Annotated in this window: 14 protein-coding genes; 4 read left to right on the top strand and 10 right to left on the bottom strand. The window is 46.9% G+C overall.

Annotated elements, in window-relative coordinates; genetic code table 11:
- Positions 1-42: 42 nt before the first annotated feature.
- Entirely contained in the window at positions 43-648 is a 606-nt protein-coding gene (cobO, locus tag AKJ31_RS06385; protein ID WP_053408269.1) for a cob(I)yrinic acid a,c-diamide adenosyltransferase, read from the top strand.
- A gap of 84 nt (positions 649-732) precedes the next feature.
- Here cobO and AKJ31_RS06390 read toward each other — a convergent pair whose 3' ends face one another.
- The 3 genes from AKJ31_RS06390 to apbC all read right to left on the bottom strand — a co-directional run bounded on the left by AKJ31_RS06390 (position 733) and on the right by apbC (position 5026).
- Positions 733-2862, bottom strand: a complete 2130-nt coding sequence (locus AKJ31_RS06390; RefSeq protein WP_053408270.1) for an AsmA family protein — start codon at positions 2860-2862, stop codon at positions 733-735.
- 142 nt (positions 2863-3004) lie between these two features.
- Positions 3005-3646, bottom strand: a complete 642-nt coding sequence (udk, locus tag AKJ31_RS06395) for a uridine kinase (RefSeq protein ID WP_053408271.1) — start codon at positions 3644-3646, stop codon at positions 3005-3007.
- Between the two features lie 306 nt (positions 3647-3952).
- On the bottom strand, positions 3953-5026 hold the full coding sequence (apbC, locus tag AKJ31_RS06400) for an iron-sulfur cluster carrier protein ApbC (RefSeq protein WP_053408272.1): 1074 nt from the start codon (positions 5024-5026) through the stop codon (positions 3953-3955).
- Positions 5027-5187: 161 nt separating this feature from the next.
- Here apbC and metG point away from each other — a divergent pair, with 161 nt between their 5' ends.
- Together metG and AKJ31_RS06410 are read left to right on the top strand one after the other, a co-directional pair.
- Positions 5188-7263 (top strand): methionine--tRNA ligase, encoded by a 2076-nt coding sequence (gene metG, locus AKJ31_RS06405; protein ID WP_053408273.1) that lies wholly within the window; start codon positions 5188-5190, stop codon positions 7261-7263.
- A gap of 205 nt (positions 7264-7468) precedes the next feature.
- Positions 7469-8284, top strand: a complete 816-nt coding sequence (locus AKJ31_RS06410) for a hypothetical protein (RefSeq protein WP_053408274.1) — start codon at positions 7469-7471, stop codon at positions 8282-8284.
- A 60-nt stretch (positions 8285-8344) separates the two neighbouring features.
- Here AKJ31_RS06410 and udp read toward each other — a convergent pair whose 3' ends face one another.
- The 3 genes from udp to AKJ31_RS06425 form a co-directional block, all read right to left on the bottom strand.
- Positions 8345-9103, bottom strand: a complete 759-nt coding sequence (gene udp, locus AKJ31_RS06415) for a uridine phosphorylase (protein WP_053408275.1) — start codon at positions 9101-9103, stop codon at positions 8345-8347.
- Positions 9104-9346: 243 nt separating this feature from the next.
- Positions 9347-11656: a zinc/cadmium/mercury/lead-transporting ATPase gene (locus AKJ31_RS06420; RefSeq protein WP_053408276.1), complete on the bottom strand. Its 2310-nt coding sequence runs from the start codon at positions 11654-11656 to the stop codon at positions 9347-9349.
- Positions 11657-11821: 165 nt separating this feature from the next.
- A complete protein-coding gene (locus AKJ31_RS06425) occupies positions 11822-12241 on the bottom strand; it encodes a CBS domain-containing protein (RefSeq protein WP_053408277.1) in 420 nt (139 codons plus the stop codon).
- A 386-nt stretch (positions 12242-12627) separates the two neighbouring features.
- On the opposite strand from AKJ31_RS06425, the gene AKJ31_RS06430 reads away from it, so the two are divergent.
- Positions 12628-13593: a sensor domain-containing diguanylate cyclase gene (locus AKJ31_RS06430; protein ID WP_416340958.1), complete on the top strand. Its 966-nt coding sequence runs from the start codon at positions 12628-12630 to the stop codon at positions 13591-13593.
- A 32-nt stretch (positions 13594-13625) separates the two neighbouring features.
- On the opposite strand, the gene moaE is transcribed toward AKJ31_RS06430, so the two are convergent.
- The 4 genes from moaE to moaB are packed head-to-tail and all read right to left on the bottom strand — an operon-like array spanning position 13626 to position 15333.
- Positions 13626-14084: a molybdopterin synthase catalytic subunit MoaE gene (moaE, locus tag AKJ31_RS06435; protein WP_053408278.1), complete on the bottom strand. Its 459-nt coding sequence runs from the start codon at positions 14082-14084 to the stop codon at positions 13626-13628.
- 2 nt (positions 14085-14086) lie between these two features.
- Entirely contained in the window at positions 14087-14332 is a 246-nt protein-coding gene (gene moaD / locus AKJ31_RS06440) for a molybdopterin synthase sulfur carrier subunit (protein ID WP_053408279.1), read from the bottom strand.
- Positions 14332-14808, bottom strand: a complete 477-nt coding sequence (gene moaC, locus AKJ31_RS06445; protein ID WP_053408280.1) for a cyclic pyranopterin monophosphate synthase MoaC — start codon at positions 14806-14808, stop codon at positions 14332-14334. Before moaC ends, moaD begins: the two co-directional genes overlap by 1 nt.
- A 12-nt stretch (positions 14809-14820) precedes the next feature.
- Entirely contained in the window at positions 14821-15333 is a 513-nt protein-coding gene (gene moaB, locus AKJ31_RS06450) for a molybdenum cofactor biosynthesis protein B (protein ID WP_053408281.1), read from the bottom strand.
- Positions 15334-15337 lie beyond the last annotated feature (4 nt).

The raw sequence follows: 15337 nt of genomic DNA on the forward strand, positions 1-15337 counted from the left end.
CTATGATAGCGCCTAAACTACAGCCATTCACGAGGACAAAGCATGCCAACGGAGAGCATAAAAGACGAGCGCCATAAAGCTCGCCAACAGAAAGTAAAAGAACAGGTGGATGCACGCGTCGCAGCCGCTCAGGAAGAGAAAGGACTGCTGCTGGTCATCACCGGAAACGGTAAAGGTAAGTCAACATCTGGTTTTGGTACCATCGCTCGTGCGGTAGGCCACGGCCTAAAATGTTCAGTCGCGCAGTTTATCAAAGGCACTTGGGACAACGGTGAGCGCAACCTACTTGAGAAACTCGGCGTTGAGTTCCAAGTGATGGCAACTGGCTTTACGTGGGAAACTCAGAACAAAACTGCCGATACTGAAGCGGCGCAAGGCGTATGGCAAGAATGTAAGCGCATGCTGCAAGACGAGTCTATTGACGTCATCTTGTTTGACGAGCTGACTTATATGGTGAGCTACGGCTATATCGACTTAGACGAAGTGGTCGAAGCGCTGAATAACCGCCCTAAAATGCAGTCAGTGGTCATTACTGGTCGCGGTGCGCACCGAACGCTCATGGAAATGGCGGATACCGTTTCAGAGGTGAAAAACGTTAAGCACGCTTTTGAATCTGGCGTGAAAGCACTCAAAGGTGTTGACTGGTAAACAGCGAAAAGCTCCTACCAATACAGACCAAATAAAAAAGCGGCGTTCTTGGTTAAGAACGCCGCTTTTTCTATCTTAATAATCTTAGTTGAAAAGACCTTTGATTAAGTTATCTACCGCTTCTTTGGTTTTCTCATCTTTGATTTTTTCGCCAAGCTTCTCGTCCAGTTTTTCTAGACCACGCTCAAGCTCTTTTTCCGCTTTCTGCTTTAACACGTCATCAAAGACCAGCTTGAACTTAGGATCATCCCAGCTACCAGAGACATTGATTGGAATCGTCACATCGCGCAGCTCATCGATGTCTTTACCACCCTGACCTTCCAACGAGCCGACCACAGAAGTGCTGACCGTAAAGTCAACATCTTGCTTGATGTAGTTGGCTTTACCTTTACCGCGAATACGCAATAGTGGCGACTGCATGGTCATATCGTTAGTCACGATATTGCCTTTATCCAGTTTCAGTGTCGCTTTTAGCGCACTAAAGTCTGTCTTTTGAACGCCCTCTTTATCGTCCAGTTTCTGGCCTTTGATTTTCGCGTAGTTGGTACGGATCATCTGGGCAACGTTAATGCCGTTCACGGCACCATCGGCAAAGTTCACCAACACTGTACCCGCGAGGTTTTCTTGGATCGCACTCGGTTTGAGGCTACGACCAACAAGGTTCATGTCGATATTACCCGTCCCTTCCAATTTGTCGTTCTGCGCCACATCGATAAGTAGCGGTTGCACCAAGACACCTTGGACACGGTTAACAATGCTGTAGGTCGCTGGCGATTTACGCGCGTCTAGTTTACCGCTTGCACTGATTGAACCTTGGTAAAGGTTTGAAGTGAATGATGTCAACTCCGCCACACCACGGTTAACGCTAAAGCTGGCTTTCACGTTTTGCATCTTGGCGTTGTTCGCTTTGAACTTATCGATCGTGATATCGCCTTTAACATCCAGCGTTTTCAATGCAGACAAGTCTGGTTCAACTTCTTCTTTCGCGGTTTGCTCACCGCCCTTCGTTGTCGAAGCTTCACCAGAACCTGACGCTTTTTCACCGCCTTGATTCAGACCTAAGAACTCATCTAAATCAATGTTTGGACTATGAAGCGAGAAGCGTACTTTAGGAATATCGCCTAACGTAACGTCCGCTTTGCCGTCAAACTCCAGCGCGTTCGCCGTTAGCTTTTTAAGCGCTAAAGCAAGGTGGCTTTTGGTCAGGTCAAAAGTCAGGTCAGAGTTAAGCGCCACTTTCATTGGTGATTGCGGTAAAGAGTTACCTTCAAGGTTTGCCTCGAAATTCAGACCACCCATCACGACTTTAGAGATCGCTTTATCAACCGTCAGCGACGCTGAACCTGTCATGTCGATCGCCAATTCAGCCGCTTGACCTTTTACTGAGTAAGTCAGCGCGTTGACTTTATCAAACTCAAACGTATCTAACGCTAGCTTGATACTGTCCATTTTTGTCGCCGGATCGCTAAAGCTGTTATCGAGTTTAATGTTGCGCAGCGCGTAGTCAGCCATGCCTTTCGCTAAACGGAACTCCGCTTCACCTTGTGTGGCAAACTTCTGTTGATTGTTTTCACCTTTCGCCGCGAATTCAACATGAGTCCAGCGGTCGAAGGCGAACTCAGATAGGCTCAGCGCTACATCGTATAGCTTCAGCGATGTACCTGCTTGCTTATCCAGAACCTCTACTGCTGCATTTGAAATGGTGACACCAGCAAGGTTAATGCTCCATTCCTCGCCTTTTGCAGAGCTGTCTTCTGTTGTCTGCGCTGGCGCTTCAGAAGCTGCTGGCTGTGGTGTGTCTTCTGTCGTTTGTGCCGATTGCGCTTTGGTCAGTGCGTCGATGTTCTTCGTGCCGTCTTTCAATGTTTCCATTGAGAATTCAGCACCGTCGAGCACGATGTTGCCGACTTCAAGTTGCTTACTCAACAGCGGTGTCACCGACACTTCTACGACGACGCTGTCGACTTTGAACATATTTGGTTTGCTAAACCCTTCAGGGTTACGCAATTCTGTTTTACCGATTTCAAGGCCGATAGCAGGGAAAAATTGCCAGCCAATGTCGCCTTCAATCACTAAATCTAAACCAGTCTGAGCTTTTGCCTGCTCAACAATTAGCGGCTTGAATTGATTTGGGTTTACCAGCAGAACCAGTGCAAGCAGCGCACCGATCACAGCAACAACAGGAATTGCAATAAATAGGAACAGTTTCTTCATCAGCATTATCCTTGCTTGGTGAGTGACGCGTGAAAAATACATCCACTCCAAGTATAAGTGGTCGTCTTAAAACCATAAAAAAAGTGGCACCTAAAGTGCCACTTATATTCAAAAAAATAAAGCGTTTAGCTCGAATTATAACTTAAGCTTTCAGAAGTTTTGCAATGTGAGCTTTCAGTACATCAATCGCAATACGGTTTTTGCCGCCGCGAGGAACGATGATGTCTGCGTACTGTTTAGAAGGTTCAATAAATTGCATAAACATTGGACGAACCGTTTGCTGGTACTGTTTAAGTACCGATTCCATTGTACGGCCACGTTCTTCAACGTCACGTTTAATACGGCGTAGCAGACAGATATCGAGTGGAGTGTCCATGAACACGGTCGCGTGCATGAGGTTACGAAGACGAGGGTCAGTCAGCAGTAGAATGCCTTCTAGGATGATCACTTTCTTTGGTGTCATAGTGGTTGTTACGTCAGTACGAGTATGCTCTGAGTAGCTGTACTCTGGTACTTCAACCGCTTCACCTTTTGTTAATTTTTCAAGGTGTTCACAAAGCAGTTCATGGTCCATCGCGTTCGGGTGATCGTAGTTAGTTTTTACACGCTCTTCCATGCTCAAGTGGCTTTGGTCGTTATAGTAGGAATCTTCCTTAATTACACCAATTTGATGATCGCCCACTTTTTCGCGTAGTTCGTTGTAAATAGTACTAGCGATTAAACTTTTTCCTGAAGCAGACGCGCCAGCAATACCGACGATTACGCATTGATTATTATCAGACATTATTCTTGCACCCGATGAATTGAATTGGTGTCATAAGCTAATACTAGCAGTACGCCACTAAGCGCACATTGTATTAGTGTAAATTAGGTAAACCGCCTGATTATAGGGAGTTCGGGGGGGAGTTACTAGAGAGGATTAACGGTTTTATCCCAATTGGAATAACCAGATTTAAAGCAAACGATTACACTGTATAAAAAGCAGAACTCGGTGCAAAAACCGACCGCAAAGTTGCTGAAAGTTCCACCACTGATTCATCACCTAAGCGAACAAACCAGCGGCGGAAATCAATCACAATCAAGGCAACGGCTATTCAACCATAGTAAACATGATCGAATCTGGCTTCTCTTTCCCTTTCCAATACAGACGTGCGCACACTGACTGGGCGAGTTGCATATATTGCTGCGCGTGCTCTGACTCCGGACGTGAAACAACCGTTGGTTTACCGTTATCGATATCTTCACGCATCGAGATATGCAGTGGAATTTGCGCGAGTAAGTCGAGTCCATATTCTTGCGACATCTTCTCTGCACCACCTGCGCCAAAGATATGCTCTTTCTCGCCGCAGTGGCTGCAAATATGGTAGCTCATGTTTTCCACTAACCCGATGACCGGCACTTGGACTTTCTCAAACATCGCGGCGCCTTTACGCGCGTCTGCCAATGCAAGGTCTTGTGGCGTAGTCACAATCACAGCGCCCGTCACTGGGACTTGCTGAGCCAACGATAGCTGAATATCACCCGTACCCGGTGGCATATCGATGATCAGATAATCCAGCTCTGGCCATTCGGTTTCATTCAATAGCTGCGCTAATGCTTTGGCGGCCATTGGCCCGCGCCAAATTGCCGCTTCGTCTTTCGACACAAGGTAACCAATCGACTGAGTAAAGATGCCGTGCGCCGCGATCGGCTGCATCCACTTATTGTCGCGTACCTGTGGGCTGGCATTCATTTCGCCCATCATCATCGGGACAGAAGGACCATAGATATCAGCATCCAACAAGCCTACTTTCGCTCCTGATTGAGCAATCGCAAGAGCTAGGTTCACCGATGTGGTCGATTTGCCAACACCACCTTTGGCAGACGTCACAGCGATGATGTTTTTCACCCCTTTGACTTCAGCCGCGACGTGGGTTTCAAGCGACTTTGGCTTAATCGTAATTTGGTACTCAAACGCTGGTGCAGAACCAGTTTGTTGCTGATTTTCAATCCAGTGAGATAACGCTTCGACCAGTGAGTTGGCAGCAAATGGAATCGCAATAGTAAATCCCTGCGTTTCAACGCTAACGACATTTGGTTGAGAAGCCCATTGCTCGGTAAGGCATGGGTGTTGAAATTGGTTTAACCAATCACAAAAGTCTTGCTTTGAAGTGAACTGACGCATAGGTCCTCCTTTTGAGCACTATGCTACCACTAGCAAGGTCAGTACTGAACCCTGAAAAAACTAAGGTAATCACCCCTTTGACACCTTGGAGTTAATCAGCTCATGGGGTAGTATTATCCATCAAAAATTTTTATACCTATCAAGAAAAGCGAATATTAAGTATGGCAAACGATCCAAGAAACCTTCCTTCAAGGAAAATGCTGGTAACTTGTGCCCTTCCGTACGCTAACGGTTCGATTCACCTTGGTCATATGCTTGAACACATCCAAGCAGACATCTGGGTTCGTTACCAACGCCTACGTGGCAACACTGTAAACTTCATCTGTGCTGACGATGCTCACGGCACGCCAATCATGCTTAAAGCGCAACAGATGGGTATTACTCCTGAAGAAATGATTGCCGCAGTTAGCGAAGAACACCAGAAAGACTTTGCTGGCTTTGATATCAGCTTTGATAACTACCACAGCACGCACTCTGAAGAGAACCGCGAGCTGGCTTCGCACATCTACCTTGAGCTAAAGAAAAACGGTTTCATTTCTAGCCGTACGATTTCTCAGTTGTTCGACCCAGAAAAAGAGATGTTCCTACCGGATCGTTTCGTAAAAGGTACTTGCCCGAAATGTAAGTCTGAAGACCAGTACGGTGACAACTGTGACAACTGTGGTGAGACCTACAGCCCAACTGAACTGATCAATCCTAAATCTGCTGTTTCTGGTGCGACGCCAGTAATGAAAGATTCTGAGCACTTCTTCTTCGATCTGCCTCAGTTTGAAAGCATGCTAAAAGAGTGGACACGCTCTGGCTCGCTACAAGCTGAAACTGCGAACAAGATGCAAGAGTGGTTTGAATCTGGTCTGCAACAGTGGGATATCTCACGTGATGCGCCTTACTTTGGTTTCGAGATCCCAGGTGAGAAGAATAAATTCTTCTACGTATGGCTAGACGCACCTATCGGCTACATGGGCTCTTTCAAAAACCTATGTGACAAGCGTGACGACCTAGACTTCGACGAGTACTGGAACAAAGACAGCTCAGCAGAGCTTTACCACTTCATCGGTAAAGACATCGTTTACTTCCACAGCCTATTCTGGCCAGCGATGCTAGAAGGTTCTGGTTTCCGCAAACCTAACAACGTATTCGTCCACGGTTACGTAACGGTGAACGGCGCGAAAATGTCTAAGTCTAAAGGTACCTTCGTCAAAGCGAGCACGTACTTAGAGCACCTAGATCCAGAATGCCTACGTTACTACTACGCTGCGAAGCTAAACAGCCGTATCGACGACCTAGACCTTAACCTTGAAGACTTCACTCAGCGCGTGAACGCTGATGTTGTGAACAAGATCGTTAACCTAGCATCACGTAACGCTGGCTTCATCGCAAAACGTTTTGAAGGCAAACTGTCTGACAACTTTGCAGAACCTGAGCTATACAACGAATTTGTTGCAGCTGCTGACCGTATCGCTGAGCTTTACGAAACGCGTGAATTTGGTCGTGCGATTCGCGAAATCACTGCACTAGCGGACAAGGCAAACCAATACGTTGACGAAAAAGCACCGTGGGTTGTCGCAAAAGAAGAAGGCAAAGATCAGGAACTACAAGAAATCTGTTCTGTGGGTATCAACCTGTTCCGCGTACTGATGACTTACCTGAAACCAGTCATGCCAGCACTTGCTGCACGTACTGAAGCGTTCCTAAACCAAGAACTAACTTGGGAAAACATCGCTGCACCACTAACGGGGCACGAGATCACTAAGTTCAAAGCACTGTTCAACCGTATTGATCCTAAGAACATCGAAGCAATGATCGAAGCTTCTAAAGAAGACGCGGCAGCAGAAATGGCGGCGAAAGAAAAAGCCGAAGCGGAAAAGAACAAGGCTAGCCAAACTGAGCTAGACAAAGATCCAATCGCTGAAGAGATTGAGTTCGACGCTTTTGCTGCAGTAGATATGCGTATTGCTCGCATCATCTCTTGTGAAGAAGTGCCAAAAGCAAACAAACTGCTTAAGTTCCAATTGGACATCGGTGGTGAAACTCGTCAAGTGTTCTCTGGCATCAAGTCAGCGTACAAACCTGAAGAGCTAGAAGGTAAGCTAACTGTAATGGTCGCTAACCTAAAACCTCGTAAGATGAAATTTGGTATGTCTGAAGGCATGATCCTAGCCGCTGGCCCTGGTGGCAGCGACCTATGGATCCTTGAGCCACACGAAGGTGCTCAGCCTGGTATGCGCGTAATGTAATTCGCCAACCAAGCGATAACCTTTAAATCCCTGCCTTATGGCGGGGATTTTTTTATCTATTCACTCACTGTTATAGTGCCTTGTTGCACCAACTCTGATCGCAAGTTTAAGACCAAACAACATAACCAGTTGATTTACTTACAATAAAAACATGGCACTAATACTGCTCTGTACCTTGTAGCGACTAGATAACAAGGAGTTGGTTATGTTCGTGCTTATTTCAATTGGTATTTCTCTCATCATTTTGGCGTGCCTTTTTCACTTTTCTAAACAACGCCAATCGTCACTGCAACGCAAGTACGAAATCTTGGTTCTGCTGCGCCAACTATTGTTATTGAGCCGACAACATCGTTCGATCACCCATCAGATTCTGACCGAGACTAACAAGTTTGACCTTACGCCACAGCTAGAGGAAACCTACGATCTGATGATGGCAAAGTCGAACGAGCTGATCGCTATTGCTCAGTTTGAGAACAAACCCATGTACCGGATTTTGCAGCTTAAGTTCAAATCACTTAGCAAAGATTGGCAAAATAATTCAGTTGCCCGAAATCAGGTAGTGCACGGCAAAACCATCCGTCACTGTTTGTTCTTAATGGATGAAATCGCGATTGCTTGGTTGATCGAGTCGGGGCGTGAAGATTTAAGTGACGAGTACCACCTCAATTGGCAGCAAGTTCTCGATAGTATGGAAGTGCTGACACAGCTACGAATTTCCATTCAGGATTGCCACTACCCAGAAGGCATGCTGAGAGTGAAGTACTACTGCGAGAAAATGAAACGCAAGCTCAGCCAGATGTCGATCATCAGCCCGCTGGCGTTAGCTTCTCCAGCTAGCTCAAAGTCTATGCACATGCTGACCGAAATTGGTTCGTGTAATGAGATTACGATGGAGGTGAGAGAGTTGTATGCATTAACCACCGACATTTCGTTGATCATTTCACAGGTCTACGACCAAATGTTGTCGGATATGACAGAGAGTTTGTACCAGCCACTACCCAGAGTAGCCTTTAGTGGCTAACTAAGACGCATAAAAAAACAGCCACCCAAGGGTGGCTGTTTTTAGTAATTTGTAGAGCGATTAAAGCATTTTACGTGCTGCTTCAACAACCACTTTGATTGAACGAGCTTCTGTCTCTTTTAGCGTTGAGTGATCAGGGATCTCTTTTTGTGTACGGTTGATGATAACACCAGCAACACAACCCGCTTTAAGACCAGAGCTAGCACACATGGTCAGTAGCGTTGCAGACTCCATTTCGAAGTTCAGCACACCCATGTCTTGCCACTCTTTCATTGAGCCTTGGAAACGCTTAACTACGCGACCAGAGAAGGTGTCGTAACGTTCTTGACCTGGGTAGAAAGTATCACTTGAAGCTGTCACGCCCATGTGAACTGCTGCGCCTGATTCTTCAACTGCCGCTTTCATCGCTGTCGCAACTTCAAAGTCAGCAACCGCAGGGAACTCCATTGGAGCAAAGTGTAGGCTCGCGCCGTCTAGACGAACAGAACCCGTTGTCACGATCATATCGCCAACGTTTACGTCTGGCTGAATCGCACCAGTCGTACCCACACGCAGGAATGTACGCACGCCAAGCTGAGCAAGTTCTTCAACGGCAATAGAGGTTGATGGACCACCAATACCTGTTGAACAAACAACAACTGGTTTACCATCCAATTCAGCGCGGTAAAGCGTGTATTCACGGTGGCTTGCTAAAAATACTGGATTTTCCATTTCTTCAGCGATTTTTTGAACACGCGCTGGGTCACCAGGAATGATTGCTAATGTTGCACCAGCAAGATCCGCTTCAGTAACACCTAGGTGGAAAACAGCTTGAGACATAGGGGGCTCCTTATTTCGGCAAGTCGAACCGTATGTTCTATTCGCTTGCTCTATACATTCATCGGGTACAGAGCTTACTCTAGCCGACTCAGCACTACCTTATAGTGATCAACTTCACAATGATAAGCGCAATACAAACAACAATTACACACAAAACAAGCATTGATCACACTTTATCGTGTTTTATCGAAAAGCGTTGCATAAAAAACAGCCCCAGAATCAAATTCATGGGACTGATAGCCTTTATACCTTTGACTGAGATTTAAACTTCAGTAAGCGCAACGCGTTTAAAGTGACAATTGCTGTCGCACCACTGTCTGCTAGCACTGCGACCCAAAGGCCAGTAATACCAAGCAAACTCGTCACCAAGAACACCCCTTTTAGGCCAAGCGCTAAAGTAATGTTCTGACGAATATTTGTTAGCGTAGCGCGGGACAGTTCAATCATGCCGGCAAGTTCAACCAATCGATTGTGAGTAATCGCAGCGTCGGCGGTTTCAAGGGCGACGTCAGTTCCGCCTCCCATCGCAATACCAATACTGGACGCTTTCATCGCTGGCGCGTCGTTAATGCCGTCACCTACCATGGCAACGTTGGCGTGTTGAGAGAGCTGCTCAACATAGTTCACTTTGTCTTGGGGCAACAAGCTTGCTTTGAAATCAATCCCGATCATCGAGCTGATTGCTTGTGCGCTGCGCGGGTTGTCCCCGGTCAACATCACCGCGTTGATTCCCAAGCTTTTCAGCGCTTCAATAGCCTGTGCCGAGTCTTCTCTCAATGTATCTTGCCACGCGACGATACCAATTGGCGTTTGCTCTTCTTCAACCACCACCACGACGGTTTTACCACTGTCTTCCAACTGCTGAATTTGTTGTTCAAGGTCACTGCTAATCGCGATGCTGAGCTTACTTGGCGCAATCACATGGTAACGAACGCCATCGACCACACCTGTGACACCGCTACCCACCAACGCTTGTTTGTCATCGGCTTCAGGAATAGCGATATTCAGTTGCTTCGCTCTATTCACTAGAGATACGGCAAGCGGGTGGCTAGATCCAACTTCAATCGCGGCCACTTTGGCGAGTAGCTCAGAGTCATCCCAACCTTGCAGCGCCACCAAGTCTGTCACTTCCGGTTTGCCTTGTGTGAGCGTGCCTGTTTTATCAAACGCGACGGTTTGCACTTTACCTAATTGTTCTAACGCCGCACCACCTTTAATCAGCGCGCCACGACTGGCCGCAGCGGCTAAACCAGACGTAATCGCTGCTGGCGTAGAGATAACCAAGGCACAAGGACAAGCAATCAGCAGTAACGCTAATCCGCGGTAGACCCATGTTTCCCATGGCTGCGAGAAAAACATTGGCGGCACAACAATCACCAGCAATGAAACAACCATCATCAACGGCGTATACCAGCGGCTGAACTTATCTAAGAAACGTTCAAGTGGCGCTTTGCGTGATTCCGCTTCTTCAATCAAATGGAGAATACGATCGATAGCGTTTTCACCTTGTTTAGAGGTAATCGTCAAACGGACCACACGGTCGACGACTACAGCCCCAGCCATTACGCCCTCGCCTTCTGCTCTGTCTACCGGGACCGATTCGCCCGTTAGCGCACTTTCATCAAAACTGGCGACACCCTCATTTAAGCGGCCGTCTGCTGGCAATCGAGAGCCTGGCGAGACTTCGATAATGTCGCCGGGTTGCAATTCACTGGCGCTTACTTCAATACGCTGACCATCAACGATTTTGATTGCGTTTTCTGGTACTAGCTCCATCAAAGCTTGCACACCACTGCGTGCTTTGGAGGCGGCAAACGCTTCAAGTTGCTCACCAATAAGGAACAACAGTAGCACCATCGCCGCTTCGACTGTCTCGCCTAAATACAAGGCACCAATCGCCGCGACACTCATTAGGGTTTCAATCGCAAACGGTGTGCCCGATCTCGCTAGCGCAATCGCTTTGCGTCCAATCGGATACAGACCCGCCAAACAGGTGAAGATGAACATCCATTCACTCACCAAAGGGAAAATAGGCGAAATTATTGCGGCAACAGCCATCGCTGAGGCTATCGCGATAATCTTGGAATTTTGTACAACGACACTCTTCCAACCGGTAGGTTTGGCTGCTTTTGGTGTCGATGTTGGGGTTTGGAACGTAAATCCGGTATCTAAAATGGCTTGCTCGACTAAGCTCGCAACACCAGAATGATTAGCGCTTATGATCAGCTTTTCGGTCGCGAACAGAACTTTGGCGTCCACAACGCCTTCCACTTTGTTAACCGCGGTTTCAATTTTTCTCGCACAAGATGGGCAATCCATCCCGTCGATTTTCCAGCTATGGGTTAAGCCGTTGGTCGAAAGCAGTTTGGGGTCGCTTTCCTCATCGCTAGGGTCCCCTCCGCTGCTGCAACTGGTCGATGAGCAACAACCTGTTTCTACAGCGCTAACGTCCGCTTGTTTGATAGAAGTGATGCTCGGGCTAGAACAAGAACCCGTTTGTGATGGATTTAGCGCGACTTTTTCAGAGCGGCATGCTTGGTGTTTTGTGCACATAGTAAACTCTCCATTTGATGTACACCCTTAGCATAAACCTTGGAGTCTACTCCAAGGTCAAACACTTTTTTGCTTTCTATTGGAATTTTTCTCTCTCTGCCCGCGACTTAGGCTCACACCAAAAGAAAAAGGCGCATAAAGCGCCATTTTTGTCACAACATACTTCTAAACCGGATGTTTGAAACATTCGTTGATGTTTTTACCAATCGCACGTAACACATCTCGTCGGGTAATAATGCCGACCAACTTATTGTTATCATCGATTACTGGGTACACTTTAGGCTTATCTTTAGTCATCATTTCTGCCAATGCGATGATAGACGTATCCGGGCCTACTGAGAGAACTTCGGGATGCATACAGTCTCTGACGATATGAGTGTCTTGGCAGTAGTATGACACTTTCAGTAGTTTCTCTAGTAAATCTTGACCCGATAGAAAACCAATTACTCGCTTGTTTTCATCGATTACCGGCCCACCTAAATATCTTGAATCCAGAACCTTGTGAAGTGCGGCACTTAATGACATATCAGGAGTGAAGGTCACCGCTTGTAGTGTCATGTAGTCTTTTACTTTTAATGATTCCATTGCTTTCTCCTTAACGCACCAGTCACGCTGGGTATAAGGTAATTGTTGTCTAATTTCTTGATTTTACTAAATGGAAATCGCCAATTTTTACAATCGTTCTAAACTATCAATCAAAAGCAGTAGCCCAATAGTCAAGATTTCAACAGGCATTGAGCGCAATTACCTCTGTCTCAAAACGAGTCCACAGCGCAAAAAAGCAACATAAAGAAAGACAAGTAGCGATAGTTATCTCAATGTTTAACAACCCATTCGTCACACCAATGAGACAGAAGGCATAAAATAACCCGCAGTTAGAATCATGACATTATTTTGACGACCTTAACGACCGCTTTACCGAAACTGTCTAAACTATAAGTAGTACTCTCGTTGGCTGTAAGGATATTTGAGTGAGTTCAACCCTATTAGAGGCGATTGCCGACAACCCTGAAATGATTCACATGGTGTTTGATGCGGTTCCTGAACCGACCTATCTCCTCGATAAGTCAGGGACCTATATAGATGCATGGGGAGGTAAAAATACCAAGTGCCACCATAATCCAGAGGTCTTGATTGGACTGACACAACAGCAAGTATTGCCCTCAGAAACTGCCGAACGGTTTTGCCAAATCATTGTCGATGTCATCGAAAGCGGACAAGCGACTGAGCTTGAGTACTCGCTTGATCCAAAAGAAATCCCATGTTTTGAAGGCATCGATGGACCGACCGAACCACAGTACTTTAGTGCGTTTGTTATCCCTTTGCCTAATGCCCCTTTTGTTCTTTGGACCGTGCGAAACATCACTGAATATAAACTCGCGTTGGAACAGTTTGCGCATCAACAGGCTGAACTGGAAAAACTCACCTATAAAGACCACTTGACCCAACTTTATAATCGATACGCATTAGACTCCTTGTTGCCCGCAGCATTTGACTCAACCAAAGCACAAGACACCAGTTCCGCGATTTTAATGATAGATATCGATTGTTTTAAGCAATTTAACGACTATTACGGTCACTTACGCGGAGATGACGCTTTGAAAACCGTCGCCAATGCGATTCTCACTTGGGCAACACCGCAAGATCTTTGCTTTCGTTATGGTGGCGATGAGTTTTTGATTTATATGACGGGGGTATCTCAAGCCGAGTCCTATTACCGCGCAGAACGCTTGAGACAAGCAATTCTCGGACTAAATATTTCTCATAGCGGTTCAAGTGTTGCAGAGCAGTTAACCATTACAATTGGCATGCAGTTTTGCGCTTCGGTGACAAGGGAAGAGAGCGCAGAACAGATCGTCGCAATTGCAGATAAAGCACTGTTTTTCGCCAAAAATCGCCAGCGTGGCAGCATCCATCAGCTCAATGAACAGCGATAAAAACGCTCTCGGTATGAGAGCGTTTTTACGTTTTATTTAGACTGCCAGCGCTCGGCCGCTTTGGCGTCTGAGTCTCGAGACTCAACCCAGCGCGTCGCCTCTGTGGTACGTTCTTTCTTCCAGAATGGCGCTTTGGTTTTTAGGTAGTCCATGATGAATTCACACGCTTCAAATGCCGCACCCCGGTGTGCACTCGACACGCCGACAAATACGATTTGATCACCGATATCTAGGTCGCCTACGCGGTGGATTACACGCACTTTAAGCAGCGGCCAGCGTTTTTCTGCTTCATCACAGATTTCCACCAGCGCTTTTTCCGTCATTCCTGGGTAGTGCTCCAGCGACAAGCCAGTCACATTGTCACCAAGATTCATGTCACGCACTTTGCCGATGAATGTCACTACCGCGCCTGACGTTGTGCCTTGAGATAAACCGTCGTACTCTGCGCCAACTGAGAAGTCGTCAAACTGGACCGAAACTCGAGAATCCATCATTAGCCCCCTGTTACCGGAGGGAAAAACGCGACTTCATCGCCATCAGACAAAGCATGTTCAAGCGGAACAATAGATTGGTTCACGGCTGCCAGTAATTTGCCTGATTCAAGCGCGAGGTCCCATTTGCCTTCTTGGTTTGCCAAATGCGCTCTGAGCGCTTCAACCGTTTCAAACTCGGCTGGCACTTCCATCTCATCGATGCCAACGAGCTCGCGGGTTTGCGCAAAAAATAGAACTTTAATCATTATTCCGCCTTAAAGTGACCCGACTTGCCGCCTGTCTTTTCCAACAAACGAACCTGACCAATCACCATATCTTTTTGTACCGCTTTACACATGTCATAGATGGTCAACGCAGCGACCGATGCCGCCGTCAACGCTTCCATCTCAACACCGGTTTTACCCGCCAACTTGCACACCGATTCAATACGCACTTTGTTTTCTGCTTCAATCGCTTCAAGTTGTACTTCCACTTTTGATAGCAGTAACGGGTGACAAAGCGGGATCAAATCCCAAGTTTTCTTCGCCGCTTGGATGCCCGCAATACGCGCTGTAGCGAAAACGTCACCTTTGTGGTGTTGCCCTGATACGATCAATTGCAGGGTTTCAGGTGCCATATGAACAAACGCTTCTGCGCGCGCTTCACGCACGGTTTCTGCTTTAGCCGACACGTCAACCATGTTGGCTTCACCTGAGGCGTTAATATGAGTAAATTGGCTCATGACAATCCCCGCTTATACCGCTAGGTGAGGCATGAAGTTACAAGGACGGTGACTCGCATCCAACTGCTGCTTGATGATCTTAGTCCAGCCAGTACGACATGCACCCGTAGAACCCGGCATAGCGAAAATCACCGTGTGGTTAGCAAAGCCAGCGATAGCACGAGATTGAATAGTTGAGGTGCCGATTTCTTCGTAAGACACCATGCGGAACAACTCACCGAAACCTTCAACTTCTTTATCGAATAGTGGTTTAAGCGCTTCAGGCGTGCTGTCACGTGAAGTAAAACCAGTACCACCAGTGATCATGACCGCTTGCACGTTTTCATCAGCAATCCACTGAGAGACAATCGCACGAATCTTGTACATGTCATCGATAACGATTTGTTTATCGACCACGTTGTGACCCGCTTCTTGTGCGTGTTCAACTAAGTAACGACCCGACGTGTCGTTTTCTTCGGTACGAGTATCCGACACAGTGAGTACTGCGATGTTTGCTGGTTGGAATTTACTTTCTGCGTGACCCATTGTT

It is taken from the genome of Vibrio hepatarius, from assembly GCF_001274785.1.
Lineage (GTDB): Bacteria > Pseudomonadota > Gammaproteobacteria > Enterobacterales > Vibrionaceae > Vibrio > Vibrio hepatarius.

Excerpts from the sequence above, each read along its gene's own strand:
- moaB (WP_053408281.1), bottom strand. The coding sequence starts at position 15,333 with ATGGGTCACGCAGAAAGTAAATTCCAACCAGCAAACATCGCAGTACTC.
- AKJ31_RS06390 (WP_053408270.1), bottom strand. The coding sequence starts at position 2,862 with ATGAAGAAACTGTTCCTATTTATTGCAATTCCTGTTGTTGCTGTGATC.
- moaD (WP_053408279.1), bottom strand. The coding sequence starts at position 14,332 with ATGATTAAAGTTCTATTTTTTGCGCAAACCCGCGAGCTCGTTGGCATC.
- moaE (WP_053408278.1), bottom strand. The coding sequence starts at position 14,084 with ATGGATTCTCGAGTTTCGGTCCAGTTTGACGACTTCTCAGTTGGCGCA.
- metG (WP_053408273.1), top strand. The coding sequence starts at position 5,188 with ATGGCAAACGATCCAAGAAACCTTCCTTCAAGGAAAATGCTGGTAACT.
- apbC (WP_053408272.1), bottom strand. The coding sequence starts at position 5,026 with ATGCGTCAGTTCACTTCAAAGCAAGACTTTTGTGATTGGTTAAACCAA.
- udk (WP_053408271.1), bottom strand. The coding sequence starts at position 3,646 with ATGTCTGATAATAATCAATGCGTAATCGTCGGTATTGCTGGCGCGTCT.
- AKJ31_RS06420 (WP_053408276.1), bottom strand. The coding sequence starts at position 11,656 with ATGTGCACAAAACACCAAGCATGCCGCTCTGAAAAAGTCGCGCTAAAT.
- cobO (WP_053408269.1), top strand. The coding sequence starts at position 43 with ATGCCAACGGAGAGCATAAAAGACGAGCGCCATAAAGCTCGCCAACAG.
- moaC (WP_053408280.1), bottom strand. The coding sequence starts at position 14,808 with ATGAGCCAATTTACTCATATTAACGCCTCAGGTGAAGCCAACATGGTT.
- udp (WP_053408275.1), bottom strand. The coding sequence starts at position 9,103 with ATGTCTCAAGCTGTTTTCCACCTAGGTGTTACTGAAGCGGATCTTGCT.
- AKJ31_RS06425 (WP_053408277.1), bottom strand. The coding sequence starts at position 12,241 with ATGGAATCATTAAAAGTAAAAGACTACATGACACTACAAGCGGTGACC.
- AKJ31_RS06410 (WP_053408274.1), top strand. The coding sequence starts at position 7,469 with ATGTTCGTGCTTATTTCAATTGGTATTTCTCTCATCATTTTGGCGTGC.